Genomic DNA, 15,373 nt, shown 5'->3' on the forward strand with positions numbered 1-15,373 from the left:
AACAGGCTCATTTCCGGCCCCAGTCCCCCGGCTGCCTCACAGGAGTGCTGGGGGACTGAGGGGTTGCCGTCGGTGATCAGTTCCGGATCGGTGGCCAGACGTGCGGTCCGGAGCACTGCCCGCAGGCGGCGCAGCCGGCGCACTCCATACAGAACTGCTTCGGGACGCGCGAGCACGAGCAGATCGGGTTGTAGTCGGGGTCGTCGTCGCTCACGAAGTACGGCTCCCGGAGCGGGGGCGCGTAGTCGACGTGGACCTGGCCGTCGGCCGTCAGCTCTTCGTACCGGGTGCCGCAGCCCGTCGACTGCGCCGTTGCTCTCGTTCGCCCCGCGTGGGGAGCAGTCCGTCACCATGCGCGCTCTCGCCAGGGCGGTGGCATGAGCAACCGTGTAGCCGATCAGTTGGGAACAGGCACGTCCTTCAGCAGGGCCCGCGGCGGTGTCAGCGCGCGTCGTCAGGCCGTCGCCGCGACAACCGGAGCTCCCACCGCAGGCGCCCCCGACAGCCGCCTGCGGACACTGCCACTCAGCCAGTTGGTCCCAACTCGCTTCAACCCCCGCCGCAACTTCGGCACCGAAGAGGACTTGCGCGAGTTCGGGCTGAAGCTGAAAAAGAAACAGCTGCAGCCAGCGGTGGCTGTCACCAGGCAGGCGTACCTTGCCCTGTGGCCGGGAGAGGCTGACAGCGTCGGCAGCGCCGTCTATGTCATCGCCAACGGCGAGCGGCGCTACCGCGCGTCCAAGGCAGCTGGTCTGCCGACGCTTGAGGTTGTCGTCGATGACGAGGTGGCCAAGTCACGGGCTGACTTCCTGGATGCCGTTCTCGCGGAAAACAACGACCGGGAGGATCTCGATCCGGTCGAGCGTGCCCTCGGCATCAGGACCTTGGTCGAAGAGCTCGGCGGCAAGGCCAAGGTCCCAGAGCACTACAGCAAGTCAGGCGGGTGGGTAACGCAGCAGATGTATCTGCTCGATCTGACGCCGCCCCTGCAGGAGCTTGTCAGCTCCGGTGAGCTGCCTGTGCGTGAGACGCGAGCACTGGTGAAGCTGCCCGCTGATCAGCAGGTGGCAGCGTGGCAAGCGAGATCCGCCAAGCGAGAGGAGGACAAAGCCCAGCCGAAGGCGCCACGAAAGAAGCGGTCTGCTGGGCTCGATGCTGCGCAACCCCCCCTCGAATCCAAAGAAGGGCTTTACCGCGGTAAAGCTCAGTAAGGCTCCGATCCCCGATCCGCGGTCGACGCTCTCGGATAGTGACCAACCTGGGCCGCTCCTGCCGACGCTGGATCCCGCCGACCTGGCGGAGTTGGTCATCGCGCAGATGACTCCGGACGCTCGGAAGAAACTGACGACTCTATTGATCACGTACAACAGCTCCGAGGTCGACCAACGCGGCAAGGTCCGGGACGGCCAAGCAGGAGACATCAGCGACGGCTCCGTCCAGGGAACGGCGGTCTGACCTTCGCGCAAGGCAGAGGGCCCTGGCCGGGGATGTCCTCGGACAGGGCCGCTTCGTGTGCGGTGGGGTGAGGCCGGGCAACAGTTGCTGATCGTGCTGCTGCCGATCGGGGTGTGATTCACGCGGGACTCGTAACGGCTGCCCCACATATCAGGGTGCCGGGCGGCACCAGATCGACGTTGGTGCGTTCGGCGGTGACCGGCCGGTGAACTCAAAGAAGGCCTGGCTCTCGATGCCTGAAACGCAAAATGGGCCTGCCCATCCCCAGGAGACGGGGATGGGCAGGCCCAGCGAATCGGGTGCGGGTCACCTGCGGCACACACGGGCGCGCCACTTCGGGCGGGGCGTTGGTCAGGGGGTGGTGGCGAGCCCGGCCTGCTCCAGTTCGGTGTGGCGCTCTTGTAGGTGGTCCAGGGCGATGGGGTCGCCGGCGAGGGTGGTCAGCAGCTCGCGGATGTATTGCTCGCCTGCGTGGAACCCGGTGTGGTAGCGGCAGTTGTCCTGCGCTTCGAGGCAGGCGTCGCAGTCCTCCCCGTGGGTTCCGTAGGGCGCGGTCTCCGGGCCCGGGACGTCGTCGGAGCGGGAGGCCGCGGCTGGGACGTCGGTGATGTCGTCGGTTTGGAACAAGTCTCGCCTCCACGTGGGCGGCAGCGCGGCCAGGTGCTCCGCGAGGGCGGCGGCGACGGCCGGGTAGTGGTCGTAGAGCGATGCCCACAACCGCTGCGCCTCGGTGGCCGGCTCATCGTCCGAGGCTAGGGTGCATGCCTTCTGGGCGTAGGAGCGGATCCTTCGGTGGTGATGCCGGCTGCTGCGGCTTCTTGGAGAGCCCGGTCCTCGGTCGTGCCGACGTAGTCCGGCTGGAAGCAGCGGGCGGCGAGCCGCTCGGCTTCGTCGGCGCTGTGCCGGGCCAGGGCGGCGAGCGTCTGGTCGGCCCAAGAGGCATAGAGCTGGTATCGGTGGTCGGTGTTGCCGTAGGCGACCGACAGCATCCGGTATCGCGTCCGGTGCAGTCCGGTGAGGGTCCTCATCGGTTGCTCTCCTTCCTCTCGCACGTGGTCGTCCGGGTCCGTAGTTCCTGTGCCATGAGGACGCCGACGTCTTCCATGTACGGGTCGCGGTAGGCCCGGTGGTTCGAACGGTGCGCTCACCGCCCGCACCGTGAACCCCGGCACAACCGTGTCCGCCTTCTCTTCCATCTGGGCGTTGAGGCGGGTGGCGTCGCTGTCGGCGTGCCGGACCTGGGTGTAGGGACCGAGGCGCAGCAGGGTGTGGCCGGTGCCGTTGCAGCGGCGGGCTTCGACGTGGACGCCGTAGTTCGCCGGCGTCATGCCGACGTCGGAACATAACGGGGGCAGGGGATTCTCTCTATCGGTCGGACCGGTCGCCGGGAAGGTGCCGGGGATCATGGGTCGAGGTAGGGGGCGATGGTGGCGGCGGTGGTCGCGGAGCGCAGGTAGTTCTCGGCGTGGTGGAAGCCGAACAGGGGGTTGATGACAGTGGTGTGGTCCAGGGAGATCCCGTCGAAAAATCGGCCTGGTTTGGGCGGGATGGCCACGGGGTCACCGGGGTCGGCGATGTTGACCCATCGCGTTATTCCGGGTGGGCGGGTTCCCCGCCGTGCCGGGCCGGTGCCCTGCGGGTCGGGGAAGGCGCTCGAAGACGGCGCGGGGCAGTGCCGGGGGAGAGCCCAGGGTGAGGAACAGTTCGGGTTGGAGTTCCGGGTGTGCGTGCAGGGCTTCGTAGCCGACGACGGAGCCCAGCGAGTGCGCGATGACGATGCGCGGAGCGTGCCGGGCGATCCGCATGGCCACTTCGTCGCGCGCCGCTACGCGGTCCGGGGCGTCCTCGGCCCGCAGGTAGGCGGCTACTTCGCGGAACAGCAGTCGGATGAAGACGCGCAGCGGTCCTTCGGCGAGGTCGAACCTCCGGGCCACCCAGGACGACAGTCCCCGCAGGGGCACCGTGGCGTGGCCCTGCGACACCTCCTCGGGAGCCCCCCAGCTCCCGCGCCCAGGCCGTGAGCATCTCCTGTGCCAGTGGGTCGTCCAGGAGGTCGGGGTCCCCGACCACTTGGGCTACCGGACCGGTAACCAGCTTGTCCGCGTAGTACGCGAAGTCCAGATCGAACCGGTTCGGGGCGATGCCGAGACTGCTGGTCAGTTGCCGTGCCCAGGCGCGGGCCTCGAGTGTGCGCAACTCTTCCAGGCGCGTGCCGGACACCTCGGGGCCGAAGCTATTGCCCACGCCGTGTACGGCGACGATTCGAAGGGGGGCCGCGGCGACGGCGCCGTCGGCGATGCGTGGGCTGACCTGCTGCGTGACTGCGCTCGACGCGGCATGCGCGCTCCCGTCCTCGCGGTCGGCGACGGCGCGCTCGGTTTCAGGAAGGCGCTCTCGGCGGTGTTTCCCGAAGCCCGGCATCAGAGGTGCTGGGTTCACAAGATCGTCAATGTGGCGAAGCCCTGCCTAAGTCCGCCCAGCCCGGCGCGAAGAAGGCCCTACAAGAGATCTACAACGCCGAGGACCGCGACCACGCGCTCAAGGCCGTCGCCGCGTTCGAGAAGACCTACAGCGCGAAGTTCCCCAAGGCCGTCAAGAAGAGAAGCTTGTCGAGTCCGACCAGGCCCGCTGGCGGGCCGTGAACGCACACCACCTTGTCGCCCTCGTCCGCGCCGGAGCCCGCTTCGAACGCGGACACCTCGTAGAACGCCCCGAAGCCCACGCAGCCTGACGCAGGTCAACTGATCCACAGATCTTGGCTATTGCTTCAGTCCCCCCTCCTCGGGCAGAACGAGTGGTTCGACCCCACGCGCAGCCTCACGACGAGCTGAGACCTTTCGGTGCTTGATGCGCCAGCCCTGACTCGTTCGCACGAGCTGATCCTCGTAGGTGAAGCCGGCAACCGAACCGTCCTGGTTCAAGGCGATGCCCTTCGACCATGCCCGGGCGCCGTCGCCGTCCTCGCGGACGATGACGTTGGTGACATGGTGGGCAAGCGGGCCGTCAGGCCCGTGACGATGCGCAGCCGCGATGTACATATCGATGCGCGGCCGGGATGGGGCATGTGCCGGCAGGGGAGCGAGACCAAGATCGCTGGCGTCAACCACGAGATCGGGCGTGAACACCTCGTCGAATCGTTCATAGGTGCCGGCGTCACTCAGATGACCATGGAGTGCGATCACCTCGTGGATTGCCAGCCGGTCGTCGGCGGTCAAACTCCAGACACATCGGTAGGCACGCGCCGGTCGAGGCTAGCACCGCCTTCCACTCCTCGGATGGGACGAGTTTGTCGCTGATGGAGGACGCGATCAACAAGTCGCATGACACACCGATCCACAGGTCTTGACAATTCCTCAGGCGGGCGAAGAACGCGAGGGCCAGTGAGGTGCACTGGCTGACGCCTCGGGCCTTTCACCGGTGGGTGGATGTCGGGCTGCGGGGTCATGGTGTTGACGGACGTCCTTCGTTGGGGTGGAAGGGGCGGTTGGAGGACCGGAATGCAGCCTTCGCTGATCTGCTGTTCTCATCCGGTGTGCGGTTGACCGAGGGGGCCTCGCTGCTCATGTTCGAGGTCCCGGCCCTGGCATTGGAGGGCGGCCGTTACTACGTGGTTCGGCTCGCGCGGCAGGTGACGAAGTCGAGGAGAGCTCGGACGTTCTATGTCTCGGCGCCGGTGGTGGGTGAGGTCGAGGGCTACGTGGAGTCGTCCAGGGCGCGCGTGGTGCGGCGGGCGCAGATGCATGGCCGGTATCAGCGTCTGCCGGCTTGGCGGCTGGTGACCCACCAGACGGGAGGGCGGCGCCGGCTGATGCACTGGCGTGACCAGGACGGGATTGAGGGGCAGACGGCGTTGGCAGAGGCGACGGTCGAGGAGCGAATGAGCCTGCTTGCTGAGGGCCGGCGGGGCCAGAGCACATCGTGTCGGCCGGGATGAAGGCGCTGGAGATGAGGGGGAGGAGGGGGATTAGCGGCATGGCCATGTTGCTTGCCGCCTCGGGGTTCGGGCTGGCCATGCCCATCCCGACCGCGATCCAGGTGAGCGCCAGGGCGAACAGCGCGAGCAGCCCGAACGCCGCCAGCCACTCCAGGCCAGTGGCGTCGGTGGACCTGAAGCCGATAGCCGCGGCGACGGCACCGACGAGGACCAGGCTCGCGAGTGCCTGCAGCACGGTGCCGACGACGTGTCCGATGAGTAGAGAGCCTCGGTAGACCGCCGTCGTGCGGAAGCGGGCAATGAATCGCTCGGTCATGTCCATGGAGAAGGACACCGCGGCCCCGATCACGGTGCTGCCGGTGGTCATCAGCAGCAAGCCCGGGGCGAGGTAGGCAATGTAGTCGGAGCGGTCCGCGCCACCGCCGCCGATGCCCGCGCTCATCACATCTCCGAAGATGTAGGCCGGTGGCGGGGTGGTGCGGCGAGGTGTGTACGTGGCTGTCCGCCGGCGATCGAGCGTGGTTCAGGTGGTGGTGTCGGGGGTTGTTTCGGGTTTCGTGTGGAGGATGTCGCGGGCCTGTTCTGCGGCGCGGGCGATGCTTTCGGAGACGAAGTCGAGGAAGCGGGCGATGTTCTCGAGGCGGGCGCCGGCTGGGGTGTCGGGGCCGAGGACGCTGATGCCCTGCCGTGAGGTTTCGACGAGTTGGGCGGTGGAGCGGGCGCTGGCCATCATCGCCTGGTACCAGACGTCGTCGTCGACGATGTAGCGCTCGCGGCGGCGTTCGTCGCGTTCTCTGCGGACCATTCCCTGGCTCTCGAGGAACGTGATTGCTTTGGAGATGGACGCCGGGCTGACCTGGAGGCGCTGGGCGAGTTCGGCTGCGGTGAGGCTGCCGGTGTCGGTGAGGGTGAGGCAGGCCATCACCCGGGACATCATCAGGGGTGCGCCGGAAGCCATGATGACGGTGGTGAACACTTCCTCGTACTCGCGCACGGCTTCGGCGTCGCGTCCGTAGGGCTGCGGGGGTGTCTGCGCCTCGCGGGGTGCGGCCTTCCTGCGGCGGTGGGCGCGGTGTTCGGTGGCGCGGTGGGCCACTTCGGCGCGGTAGGCGGTGGGGCCGCCGTTGCGCATCACCTCGCGCGTGATCGTCGAGGTGGGGCGGTCCAGACGTCGGGCGATCTCAGCGTAGGCGAGGCCGTCGGCCAGTCCCAGTGCGATCTGCTGGCGTTCTTGCTGGGTGAGCCTGCCTCCCGGCATCGCGGTCTCCTTCGTGGCCTGGGCGTGGCCCTGTGGTGGCTGGTGTGCCGACTATAGCGTTCACTCTCAATTCATTGCAACACTCCGCACGTGGAGGCGTTGCATTATGCGCGAGGTCATTGCATCAATTTTGCTGCATCCACCTGCACTGATGGGATTTTGACGCAACGAATATGTTGTCGGATCTATGAATGCAACGTAGCTTTTCCCCTATCGGAAAGAGCGGGCCGAAGGGGCGCGCGCTACCGGAGAAGGAGAGCATGATGCAGAAGTTCGACACCCCCGCCGCCGTCCAGGCCGTCCTCGACATCCCCGCAGGACGCATCCAGTTCATCGCCGCCGACCGGGCCGACACCACGGTCGAGGTCCTGCCCGCCAACGCCGCCAAGAGCCGCGACGTCAAGGCCGCCGAGCAGACCGAAGTCACCTACGCCGACGGCGTCCTGCGGATCCAGGCCCCGCAAGCGAAGAACCGGATCCTCGGCAACTCCGGATCCGTCGAGGTCACCGTCCAGCTGCCCGCCGGCTCCCGTGTCGAGGCGAAGGCGGCCGCCGCCGAGTTCCGCGGCGTGGGACGGTTCGGCGATGTCGCCTTCGATGGCGGTTACGGCTCGGTCAAGCTGGATGAGGCCACCAGCGCCCGCCTCACCGGACTCGACGCCCACATCACGGTCGGCCGCCTGAACGGTCCCGGCGAGATCAGCACACAGCGGGGCAACGTGAACATCACCGAGGCCGTGCGCGGGCAGCTCACGCTGAACACCCAGCAGGGCGACATCACCGTCGGCGCGGCTCGCGGCGTCTCCGCCTCCCTGGACGCCGGCACCGGCTACGGCCGGATCGACAACGCGCTGAAGAACAGCGACGGCACGCCCGGTCTGACCATCAAGGCGACCACCTCCCAGGGTGACATCGCCGCCCGAAGCCTCTGAATCCTGCAGTCTTTGAAGGAGCTTTCCTCATGACCAACTTGGCCATCGCGGCGCACGGGTTGCGCAAGTCCTACGGTGACAAGACCGTCCTCGACGGGATCGACCTGACCGTCCCGGAAGGCACGGTCTTCTCTCTGCTCGGCCCGAACGGCGCCGGCAAGACCACCGCCGTGAAGATCCTGTCCACCCTCGTCTCCGCCGACGCCGGCGACCTGCACGTCGGCGGTCACGGCTTGGCCGCCGAACCGCAGGCCGTACGTGCCGCGATCGGTGTCACGGGGCAGTTCTCCGCCGTCGACGGCCTGATCACCGGCGAGGAGAACATGCTCCTCATGGCCGACCTGCACCACCTCTCCCGCCGCGAGGGCCGCCGAGTGGCCGCCGAGTTGCTGGAGCGCTTCGACCTGGTCGAGGCGGCGAAGAAGCCGGCCTCCACCTACTCCGGCGGCATGAAGCGCCGCCTCGACATCGCGATGACCCTCGTCGGCAACCCCCGGATCATCTTCCTGGACGAGCCGACCACCGGCCTCGACCCGCGCTCGCGGCACAACATGTGGGGCATCATCCGCGAACTGGTCACCGATGGCGTCACCGTCTTCCTCACCACCCAGTACCTGGAAGAAGCCGATGAACTCGCGGACCGGATCGCTGTGTTGAACGACGGGAAGATCGCCGCGGAGGGCACGGCCGAGGAACTGAAGCGGCTCATCCCCGGCGGACACGTCCGCCTGCGCTTCACCGACCCCGCCGCCTACCAAAACGCAGCCGGCACCCTCAACGAGGCGACCCGCAACGACGAGGCGCTGTCGTTGCAGATCCCCAGCGACGGCAGCCAGCGCGAACTGCGCTCCATCCTCGACCGGCTGGACTCGGCCGGCATCGAGGCCGACGAGCTGACCGTGCACACCCCGGACCTCGACGACGTCTTCTTCGCCCTCACCGCCACCACCGTGCCCACCCAGCCCAAGGAGACTGTCCGATGAGCTCCCTCTCCCTCGCCGTGCGCGACTCGTCCACGATGCTGCGCCGCAACCTCCTGCACGCCCGCCGCTATCCCACGCTCACCCTGAACCTGCTGCTGACCCCGGTCATGCTGCTACTGCTGTTCGTCTACATCTTCGGCGACACCATGAGCGGGGGCACGGGCCGCTCCGCCTACATCGCCTACATCGTCCCGGGCATCCTGCTGATGACCATCGGCTCCACCACCATCGGCACCGCCGTGTCGGTCTCCACCGACATGAACGAAGGCATCATCGCCCGCTTCCGCACCATGGCCATCCACCGCAGCTCCATCCTCTTCGGCCACGTCGTCGGCAGCGTCCTGCAGACCATCATCAGCGTGATCCTCGTCGGCGCCATCGGTGTGGCCATGGGCTTCCGCTCCACCGATGCCACCGTCCTGGAATGGCTGGCAGCCTTTGGCCTGCTCGCCTTCTTCGCCCTGGCCTTCACCTGGATCGCGGTCGGCATGGGCTTGGGCAGCCCCAACGCGGAGGCGGCCAGCAACAACGCCATGCCGCTGATCCTCCTGCCCCTCATCTCCAGTGCCTTCGTCCCCCTGAACAGCATGCCGGGCTGGTTCCAGCCGATCGCCGAGTACCAGCCCTTCACCCCCGCCATCGAGACCCTGCGCGGACTTCTCCTCGGGACCGAGATCGGCAACAACTGGTGGATCGCCCTCGCCTGGTGCCTGGGCCTGACCATCCTCGGCTACCGCTGGTCCAAGGCACAGTTCAACCGCGACCCCAAGTAACCGCCATGACAGCGCGGGCCACCCCCGCCACCCGAACCACTCCAGGGCGGCGTACACCGACACCGCGTCGGTCGTGCGCCGCCCCTTTCGCGTCCACGAACGACGTGGATCGTGGCCATGTGGCCAGCAACGATGCCCATGTGGCCGGCAGCCGAGCCGGGATGGCGGAAGCACCGTTCGGTTGGGCAGTCTCGGACCTTGACGACACGGACACCGTGATCGCCCCTTGCCGTACTGCTGAAGGGATCGTTTTCGTGCCTGTTCCCCGCCGTACTGTGCTGGCGTCCGGTTTGGCAGGTCTTGCCACGGCTGCGCTGCCGACTGCTCCGGCGATGGCGATGCCGATCCTGCCGGAGGCAGGCGGGTCTTCACCTGTCGAGCGGTTCGCCCAGCTTCGGCGAGTGCTGATCCAGAGCGATAACCTCATGGGCGCCCGTCATGTGCTGTCCGCCGTGCAGCAGAACCTGCACCTGCTGGATGCGCACAGGAAGGTCGCCCGGGGCCATGACACTGTCCGGCTGCTGGAGCTCAAAACGCGATACGAAGAGCTGGTGGGTCGGCTGGCACAGGACATAGGTGATGAGCGTGTCGTACGGCCACACGGCCCGGGCGCTGGATGACTCGCACATCGCGGGCGACTCAGACCTGACCACGTACATCCTGAGCAGGAAGGCACAGCTGGCCGCGGACACTGGTCACGGTCACGATGCGCTCGGGCTTGCGGCTGCAGCTCTCCGGATGGCAAGGGTTGGTTCCCGGCTGGAGGTCATCGCCACCATGCATCAAGCCCATGGGCACGCGGTCTTGGGTGAGGAGCCGGATGCGCTGGCGGGCTACGACACAGCGTTGTCGCTGCGGAGCTGGGTTCCTCACTGGTGCACGGCGAAGGCCAGGACATCCTGCACACGCGGTCGCGGCGTGCGGAGCCGCGGGCGTGGCTGCGGTCGATGGTCTGGCTGGTTGCTGCGGGGTTGCATCCGAAGGCCGCGGCGACGACGCTGGTGGTGGCCCGGGATCTGGCAGACCGGATGGACTACCGGCGTGGGCTCGTGATGTACGACCTGGATGGCACCGTGGCACGCACGGGTCTGTCCCGGGCGACGGTGAAGCGTCACGTGAAGATCCTGCGGGAGCTCGGGGCGCCGGCCTGGTGGTGTCACGGTTCAAAGCGGAACCTGCGGCTGCCGGGCCGGGCCTACACGGCGACGGCGACGATCTACGGGGCGGTGATCCCGCCGGTGTTTGACGACGCGATGGGCCACCGCCTGGCCGGGTCCGGCTACGAGGCCCGGAATCGCGGCGGAGCTCCGCTCCTGGATGCTGACCTGGCGTCCGGCCCGCCCGGCCGAGTACATCCGCGCCCGCCTGGCCAAACAGGCCGCTGTCCTGCACCAATCCGGGCAGGCCGATGCCGCCTGGGGCTGGGACGAGACCGAGGCTTCGGGCCAATTCACCGCGTCGCGGCCCGAACTGGTCCATGACGTCCTCGCCGGACTCCGGGCGGGCATGGCCGCCTACTCCGCCCACCAGGCCGCACACGGCCTCGACGACCTCACACGGCCTCGACGACCTCACACACACCAGAACCGACCAAGCCGCCCCTGACCTGGACAACTGCACGGATGCCGACGCGACCGCCGATATGGCGGCGTTTCTGGGAACCCTCGCATGACCCACACGACCGACACGTTGAGCGGCGTCGACCTGGCCCACGTCGCCCTGCTGAACGCCCGTACCTGGTACGAGGAGTGGCTCGACACACTGCCGGAGGGTGCGCTCGCCCCCGACTTCCGCAACCAACGGCGCGGCGGCTACGAGGAACTCATCGACATCCTGGCCAACTCCGGTTCCGCCTGCGAACGACAAGCTGCCGCCTACACCCTGGGTGGGCGGCAGCCCCTTACTGATCGTGCCCGGGACGCGCTGGTCCAGGCGCTGGCCGACGACCCCGACCGGGGAGTGAGGATGGATGCGGCACGGACCCTGGCCGAGCTCTACAGCGATGCTGCCCAGGTGCTGGCACCGGCGCTCAAGGACCCGGACCACCGGGTTCGACGTCGAGCCCTGGTCCACCTGCTCCAGGTCAGCAACGACGAGACCACTTACGGGGCGGCAGCTCGCGAGCTTCTGCAGGACGAGAACCCGAACGTGCGGATGGCTGCAGCAGACCTTCTCGGCCGTGCTGGATGGACTTCCTGCGGGCACCAGTGATTCGGGACCGGAGGCTCCTCCGTCTCGCCTCTTCGCCGGGCCGAGCTTCTTCAGATCGGCCCGGCGAAGACGCGTGACCGGACAGCCGGTCCCCACGACGGATGTCAACGTGTCACAGGATCTGGATGGCGACGACCCTCGGCGGGTGGTTCGGGAAGGTGATGTCGTGCCAGCGCTCGATCTTCACCGAGTCACCGTTGGCGTCGTAGTAGATCAGGTCGTTGTTGCCCGTGGAGATCCGGTCGACCCACCACCCGCCGAAGTCGGTCTTTCCGCCATTCGCGTAGCAGTCGACGCTGTCACGGCCATCGAGGTGCGACCAGATCTTCAAGAAGTTCTCCCCGCCGACACATTGGACATGGTCGATGGCGAAGGCGTTGCCGCCCGGCATGCCAAGGGTGAGCGTGGCAGCTGCGGCGAGCGTCACGGCAATGGAACGCGCGACCCTCTTGCTCTTCGAGATCACAGACTCTCCTTCACGCTGAGGCCGACGCACGGCCCGACCCTGTCGGCGACGTTGCGTCATGACGGAACGGTGCTTCGTCGAGCCGGCAAACGACCGGCTGCACACCAGGCCGGCCCCTCACGGCGCACCCATCAGGGACAAAACCGGAGGAACCGGGACGGCCAACATAACGATCTTCGTCCCCCGTCCAGCCGTAACACTCCGAACGCGAACTGCCGGGCCGGGACATCACCCGATCGTGGGCACTCACGGGGGCGTGCGGCTGTGTCGCGCCGTCGGAGCGGGCCAGCACGCCGGCGATCGTCACGGCCTGCGGCAGCAGATCACCGCGCTCCCGGCAGTACCGCCGAGCCGTCCCGCCGGCCTGGTCTCCAGCTCGGTGACGGAACCGACGCGGGGGTGGGTCGCTCGCCATCGGCACCTGGGCGCTCGCGCGGCCCACCGAGCGGTCCGGGCTGGACGAGGGGAACCAGGTGCAGATGGCCTCAGCCTTGGAGGACGCTCACCGCTGGCTGGAGGGGCGGGCCGAAGTCCGTCGCAGCCTGTTCTTCAGCCTCAACGAGGTGGTAACCGCACGGAACACCAAGCAGGTCCGCGAGCATCAGGTCCGTGTCGACGCGACTGCGGGCCATGAACGGACCGAGGGTCAACGGGCCGCTGAAGGTCGGTGAGGCACCGCCGGACACGGCAGGGATCCACAACCGGGCACCAGGGTGATGTCCTGGCCGTAGGAGCCCACGTCATAGGTCCCGACCAGCGGCACGCCCAGGTACGTGCCGGCCGTCGCGCCCTGGCGGCGCAGGTGGACCCGCGCGCTCATGCCGTCGGTCTCCGGGGTGGTATCCGTCATCGTCCAGCGGAGCGTGACGGTCTTGCCGCCAGGCGTCGCGTCCACTACGGACGGTGTGAAGTCCATGTCGGTGACGGCCATGGTGCCCGTCTCCTGCGTCGCCGCGGTCCCCGTGATCGGCGCCAGGGCCAGCGCGAGCCCCACCCCGATCGCCGCGATCATCCGTCGCAGACGCGCAACTGTGGGCCCCTCATTCTGTTTTCCGTCGTGTCCCCGCACTCGGGGCAAGCGGACTGTAACAGCACAGTCACTGATCTGTTCGACTACGCCCGTACCGGCTCGTCCTTGCCCACGCCCACATTTGGGCTCAGCGTGGCGTCGTTGCCGTCCCGTGCGTAGGGCTTCCAGGAGCTGGTCGGGAAGCGGCGTCCGAGGAGTCTCGTTCGCCGAGGCGTTCGATGGTGGCGGCGATCGCGGCGCGTACGCCCGTCGGCGCGGCAGCGCAGCCGGCCTCCGGGACGTTCGGCACCGCCGGGAGCGAGGACCCCTACTGGCGCGCCAGCCCGTGGCGGTCCGCCCAGGCGTTGATCGCCGCGGCCAGCTCCTCGGGGCGGTCCTCCGGGGAGTGGTGGCCGGCGAGGCCGTGGTGGGAGACCTCCAGGCCCGCGATGTTCTCCTCGCACCAGGCCACGGCCCCTTGGCCGGTCATCGCGCCCGAACCCGGCTCGAACGCGGCGAGCAGCTTGGGGACTTCGGGGCTGACGGCCAGCCAGGCGTCGTAGTGCTCGATGCGGGCCACGACATCGGCGGGGTCGCCGTCCAGCGGCATCATGCGTGTCCACGCCAGCACCGGGCGGCGGCTCTGCGGGGTCGGGAAAGGGCGGCGGTAGACCTCCAGGTCGGCAGGGTCGAGCGGGGTGGCGAGCGTGTCCGGGAGCCCCTCGATGAACAGCGACTTCTCCAGGATCATCTCCTCACCCACCCCGGGGGTGCGCAGCAGGGTGCACAACTCCCGGCCCGCCGCCGGGAACTCGTCGCCGACCAGCGGCTTGATGATCGTCTCGGTGAAGGCGAGGCCGCGGACGCGGCCCGGGAGACGGGCGGCGCGGTCGAAGGCGAGCGCGCCGCCCCAGTCGTGGCCGACGAGGACGGCCTCGGCAAGGCCGAGGGCGTCGAACCAGGCGTCGAGGTAGCGGGCGTGGTCGTCGAAGGAGTAGGCGAGGTCGGGCTTGCCGGAGTCGCCCATGCCGATCAGGTCGGGGGCCAGCAGGCGGCGGCCGGGCGAGGCCACCTCCGGCAGGACGTTCCGCCACAGGTAGGAGGAGGTGGGGTTGCCGTGCAGGAAGACGAACGGCAGCCCGCCGGGGTCGCCGGACTCGCGGTAGTGGAAGGTGGAGTCGAGGACGGGGAGGGTGGGCATCGCGGTGTCACTTCGCTTTCCGTACGGGGATTTCAGAGGTTGAGGCTCAGGACGCGGTCGACGGCGATCTCGATGACGACCAGGTCCGGCGGGTCGGGCGGGGCCGCGCGGTAGCGGGCGGTGCAGCGGCGGACGGCCTCGGCCAGGCGTGCGGGTTCGTCGGTGACGGCGGCCCGGCCTTCGAGGGTGACCCAGCGGAGGCCGTCCGCCTGGCAGAGCGCGACACGGGCCGCCGGGCCGCCCGCCGCCACGTTCCGGGCCTTGCGCGCTCCTGCCCGGGTGGTCACCCGGGCCAGGCCGGTGGCCGGGTCGAAGGTGAAGCGGACGGGGGTGACGTGCGGGGTGCGGTCGGGGCGGAGAGTGGTGAGGGTGGCCGTGCGGGGGTGAGTGAGGAACGCCCGTGTGCTGGCCGGGAGTTCGGTGGCCGACCGGCTCACTTCTTCTTCACGCCCTCGTTCCACATCAGCTTGGCGATGTTCGGTTTCACCTCCGTGGTGATGACGCCCATGGCTGTACGGACGTACCGCCGCCCTTGCAGCTCGCGCAGCATGCTCGCGGCCAGGTCGGCACGGGCGGTGAAGACGCCGTCGGCGCTGTTCTCGGCGGTGTGGTGGTCCGTGACAACGGGGTGCTCGAAGAGACCCGAGGGCCGGACGAGGGTCCAGTCGAGGTCCGTCCGGCGGATCACGGCCTCCATGCGGCGCATGTCCTCGTGGAGGGTACGGCCGAGGCGTCGGTTCACCAGCGGGTCGAGCACATGGTTGAAGAAGTGGGCGCCGGTGGGGCGCCAGTCCGGGTCGGCGATGCTGGAGCTGACGGCGAGCAGCCGCTTGATGCCGTGGCGGGCCATGGCCCCGGTGATGGCAGTGGCGCTCGCCGAGTACGTCGTGATGGCCTCCTTGCTGAACCGCGCGCCCAGCGCGGAGAGGACGGCGTCGGTCCCGCCGATCGCGGCATCGACGGCCGCCGGGTCGGTGGCGTCGGCGACGGCCACGGCGAGGCCGGGGCGCTCGGCGAGGGAGCCTGCGCGGCGGGTTACGGCGACGACCTCGTGGCCGGCGGCGAGGGCCTGGTCGGTGAGGTGGCGGCCGGTCGGTCCGTTGGCGCCGAAGACTGCGATACGCATGGTGTCGGGTCATCCCTTCGTGTGG

At 68.5% G+C, this 15,373-nt stretch carries 20 protein-coding genes and 2 pseudogenes; 10 read left to right on the top strand and 12 right to left on the bottom strand.

Annotated features, from left to right (window positions below):
- The first annotated feature begins 377 nt into the window (after nucleotides 1–377).
- Nucleotides 378–1,211 carry a ParB/RepB/Spo0J family partition protein gene (locus tag OG953_RS41295; RefSeq protein ID WP_405691075.1) on the top strand — a complete coding sequence of 278 codons (834 nt, stop codon included), beginning with the start codon at nucleotides 378–380 and terminating at the stop codon, nucleotides 1,209–1,211.
- 106 nt (nucleotides 1,212–1,317) lie between these two features.
- Entirely contained in the window at nucleotides 1,318–1,455 is a 138-nt protein-coding gene (locus tag OG953_RS41300; RefSeq protein WP_405691077.1) for a hypothetical protein, read from the top strand.
- Nucleotides 1,456–1,806: 351 nt separating this feature from the next.
- Here the strand turns inward: OG953_RS41300 and OG953_RS41305 are convergent, their stop codons facing one another.
- The 4 genes from OG953_RS41305 to OG953_RS41320 all read right to left on the bottom strand — a co-directional run bounded on the left by OG953_RS41305 (nucleotide 1,807) and on the right by OG953_RS41320 (nucleotide 3,437).
- A complete protein-coding gene (locus OG953_RS41305; RefSeq protein WP_405691078.1) occupies nucleotides 1,807–2,172 on the bottom strand; it encodes a hypothetical protein in 366 nt (121 codons plus the stop codon).
- 35 nt (nucleotides 2,173–2,207) lie between these two features.
- A complete protein-coding gene (locus tag OG953_RS41310) occupies nucleotides 2,208–2,783 on the bottom strand; it encodes a hypothetical protein (RefSeq protein ID WP_405691080.1) in 576 nt (191 codons plus the stop codon).
- A gap of 74 nt (nucleotides 2,784–2,857) precedes the next feature.
- A complete protein-coding gene (locus OG953_RS41315; RefSeq protein ID WP_405691081.1) occupies nucleotides 2,858–3,010 on the bottom strand; it encodes a hypothetical protein in 153 nt (50 codons plus the stop codon).
- 4 nt (nucleotides 3,011–3,014) lie between these two features.
- Nucleotides 3,015–3,437: a hypothetical protein gene (locus OG953_RS41320; protein WP_405691083.1), complete on the bottom strand. Its 423-nt coding sequence runs from the start codon at nucleotides 3,435–3,437 to the stop codon at nucleotides 3,015–3,017.
- 313 nt (nucleotides 3,438–3,750) lie between these two features.
- Between OG953_RS41320 and OG953_RS41325 the strand changes: the two are divergent.
- Nucleotides 3,751–4,186: pseudogene (locus OG953_RS41325) on the top strand (transposase); the annotation flags it as partial.
- A gap of 28 nt (nucleotides 4,187–4,214) precedes the next feature.
- On the opposite strand, the gene OG953_RS41330 reads toward OG953_RS41325, so the two are convergent.
- On the bottom strand, nucleotides 4,215–4,670 hold the full coding sequence (locus OG953_RS41330) for a nuclear transport factor 2 family protein (RefSeq protein ID WP_405691084.1): 456 nt from the start codon (nucleotides 4,668–4,670) through the stop codon (nucleotides 4,215–4,217).
- Nucleotides 4,671–4,939: 269 nt separating this feature from the next.
- Here OG953_RS41330 and OG953_RS41335 point away from each other — a divergent pair, with 269 nt between their 5' ends.
- Nucleotides 4,940–5,389, top strand: a complete 450-nt coding sequence (locus OG953_RS41335) for a hypothetical protein (protein WP_405691086.1) — start codon at nucleotides 4,940–4,942, stop codon at nucleotides 5,387–5,389.
- Here the strand turns inward: OG953_RS41335 and OG953_RS41340 are convergent.
- Both OG953_RS41340 and OG953_RS41345 read right to left on the bottom strand, forming a co-directional pair.
- A pseudogene (locus OG953_RS41340) lies at nucleotides 5,370–5,849 on the bottom strand (ABC transporter permease); the annotation flags it as partial. The gene OG953_RS41335 and the pseudogene OG953_RS41340 overlap by 20 nt on opposite strands.
- Before the next feature lie 63 nt (nucleotides 5,850–5,912).
- Nucleotides 5,913–6,647: a helix-turn-helix domain-containing protein gene (locus tag OG953_RS41345; protein WP_405691088.1), complete on the bottom strand. Its 735-nt coding sequence runs from the start codon at nucleotides 6,645–6,647 to the stop codon at nucleotides 5,913–5,915.
- Between the two features lie 263 nt (nucleotides 6,648–6,910).
- Here OG953_RS41345 and OG953_RS41350 point away from each other — a divergent pair, with 263 nt between their 5' ends.
- The 6 genes from OG953_RS41350 to OG953_RS41375 all read left to right on the top strand — a co-directional run bounded on the left by OG953_RS41350 (nucleotide 6,911) and on the right by OG953_RS41375 (nucleotide 11,546).
- Nucleotides 6,911–7,579, top strand: coding sequence for a DUF4097 family beta strand repeat-containing protein (locus OG953_RS41350; protein WP_405692388.1), 669 nt, complete (start codon nucleotides 6,911–6,913; stop codon nucleotides 7,577–7,579).
- A gap of 29 nt (nucleotides 7,580–7,608) precedes the next feature.
- Nucleotides 7,609–8,562 (top strand): ATP-binding cassette domain-containing protein, encoded by a 954-nt coding sequence (locus OG953_RS41355; RefSeq protein ID WP_405691090.1) that lies wholly within the window; start codon nucleotides 7,609–7,611, stop codon nucleotides 8,560–8,562.
- The gene (locus OG953_RS41360; protein WP_405691092.1) at nucleotides 8,559–9,335 is read left to right on the top strand and encodes an ABC transporter permease; all 777 of its coding nucleotides are present in this window, start codon (nucleotides 8,559–8,561) and stop codon (nucleotides 9,333–9,335) included. Before OG953_RS41355 ends, OG953_RS41360 begins: the two co-directional genes overlap by 4 nt.
- Nucleotides 9,336–9,454: 119 nt before the next feature.
- Nucleotides 9,455–9,955, top strand: a complete 501-nt coding sequence (locus OG953_RS41365; protein ID WP_405691094.1) for a hypothetical protein — start codon at nucleotides 9,455–9,457, stop codon at nucleotides 9,953–9,955.
- Between the two features lie 697 nt (nucleotides 9,956–10,652).
- The gene (locus tag OG953_RS41370; protein ID WP_405691096.1) at nucleotides 10,653–10,940 is read left to right on the top strand and encodes a hypothetical protein; all 288 of its coding nucleotides are present in this window, start codon (nucleotides 10,653–10,655) and stop codon (nucleotides 10,938–10,940) included.
- Between the two features lie 63 nt (nucleotides 10,941–11,003).
- Nucleotides 11,004–11,546 carry a HEAT repeat domain-containing protein gene (locus tag OG953_RS41375; RefSeq protein WP_405691097.1) on the top strand — a complete coding sequence of 181 codons (543 nt, stop codon included), beginning with the start codon at nucleotides 11,004–11,006 and terminating at the stop codon, nucleotides 11,544–11,546.
- Nucleotides 11,547–11,658: 112 nt separating this feature from the next.
- On the opposite strand, the gene OG953_RS41380 is transcribed toward OG953_RS41375, so the two are convergent.
- From OG953_RS41380 to OG953_RS41400, 5 genes are all read right to left on the bottom strand, one after another.
- Entirely contained in the window at nucleotides 11,659–12,012 is a 354-nt protein-coding gene (locus tag OG953_RS41380; protein ID WP_405691098.1) for a beta/gamma crystallin domain-containing protein, read from the bottom strand.
- Nucleotides 12,013–12,658: 646 nt separating this feature from the next.
- The gene (locus OG953_RS41385) at nucleotides 12,659–13,024 is read right to left on the bottom strand and encodes a hypothetical protein (RefSeq protein WP_405691100.1); all 366 of its coding nucleotides are present in this window, start codon (nucleotides 13,022–13,024) and stop codon (nucleotides 12,659–12,661) included.
- Nucleotides 13,025–13,349: 325 nt separating this feature from the next.
- Nucleotides 13,350–14,258, bottom strand: coding sequence for a haloalkane dehalogenase (locus tag OG953_RS41390; protein ID WP_405692390.1), 909 nt, complete (start codon nucleotides 14,256–14,258; stop codon nucleotides 13,350–13,352).
- Complete coding sequence (locus OG953_RS41395; RefSeq protein WP_405691101.1) at nucleotides 14,255–14,659, bottom strand: pyridoxamine 5'-phosphate oxidase family protein; 405 nt, start codon at nucleotides 14,657–14,659, stop codon at nucleotides 14,255–14,257. The genes OG953_RS41390 and OG953_RS41395 overlap by 4 nt, the downstream gene beginning before the upstream one ends.
- Complete coding sequence (locus tag OG953_RS41400) at nucleotides 14,656–15,348, bottom strand: NAD(P)-dependent oxidoreductase (RefSeq protein WP_405691102.1); 693 nt, start codon at nucleotides 15,346–15,348, stop codon at nucleotides 14,656–14,658. The genes OG953_RS41395 and OG953_RS41400 overlap by 4 nt, the downstream gene beginning before the upstream one ends.
- Between the last annotated feature and the right edge of the window lie 25 nt (nucleotides 15,349–15,373).

It is taken from the genome of Streptomyces sp. NBC_00057 (genome assembly GCF_045041165.1).
GTDB lineage: Bacteria > Actinomycetota > Actinomycetes > Streptomycetales > Streptomycetaceae > Streptomyces.

Coding starts and splice junctions, on each gene's coding strand:
- OG953_RS41300 (WP_405691077.1), top strand. CDS start 1,318: ATGACTCCGGACGCTCGGAAGAAACTGACGACTCTATTGATCACGTAC.
- OG953_RS41360 (WP_405691092.1), top strand. CDS start 8,559: ATGAGCTCCCTCTCCCTCGCCGTGCGCGACTCGTCCACGATGCTGCGC.
- OG953_RS41400 (WP_405691102.1), bottom strand. CDS start 15,348: ATGCGTATCGCAGTCTTCGGCGCCAACGGACCGACCGGCCGCCACCTC.
- OG953_RS41370 (WP_405691096.1), top strand. CDS start 10,653: ATGCTGACCTGGCGTCCGGCCCGCCCGGCCGAGTACATCCGCGCCCGC.
- OG953_RS41295 (WP_405691075.1), top strand. CDS start 378: ATGAGCAACCGTGTAGCCGATCAGTTGGGAACAGGCACGTCCTTCAGC.
- OG953_RS41355 (WP_405691090.1), top strand. CDS start 7,609: ATGACCAACTTGGCCATCGCGGCGCACGGGTTGCGCAAGTCCTACGGT.
- OG953_RS41375 (WP_405691097.1), top strand. CDS start 11,004: ATGACCCACACGACCGACACGTTGAGCGGCGTCGACCTGGCCCACGTC.
- OG953_RS41345 (WP_405691088.1), bottom strand. CDS start 6,647: ATGCCGGGAGGCAGGCTCACCCAGCAAGAACGCCAGCAGATCGCACTG.
- OG953_RS41310 (WP_405691080.1), bottom strand. CDS start 2,783: ATGACGCCGGCGAACTACGGCGTCCACGTCGAAGCCCGCCGCTGCAAC.
- OG953_RS41385 (WP_405691100.1), bottom strand. CDS start 13,024: ATGATCGCGGCGATCGGGGTGGGGCTCGCGCTGGCCCTGGCGCCGATC.
- OG953_RS41350 (WP_405692388.1), top strand. CDS start 6,911: ATGCAGAAGTTCGACACCCCCGCCGCCGTCCAGGCCGTCCTCGACATC.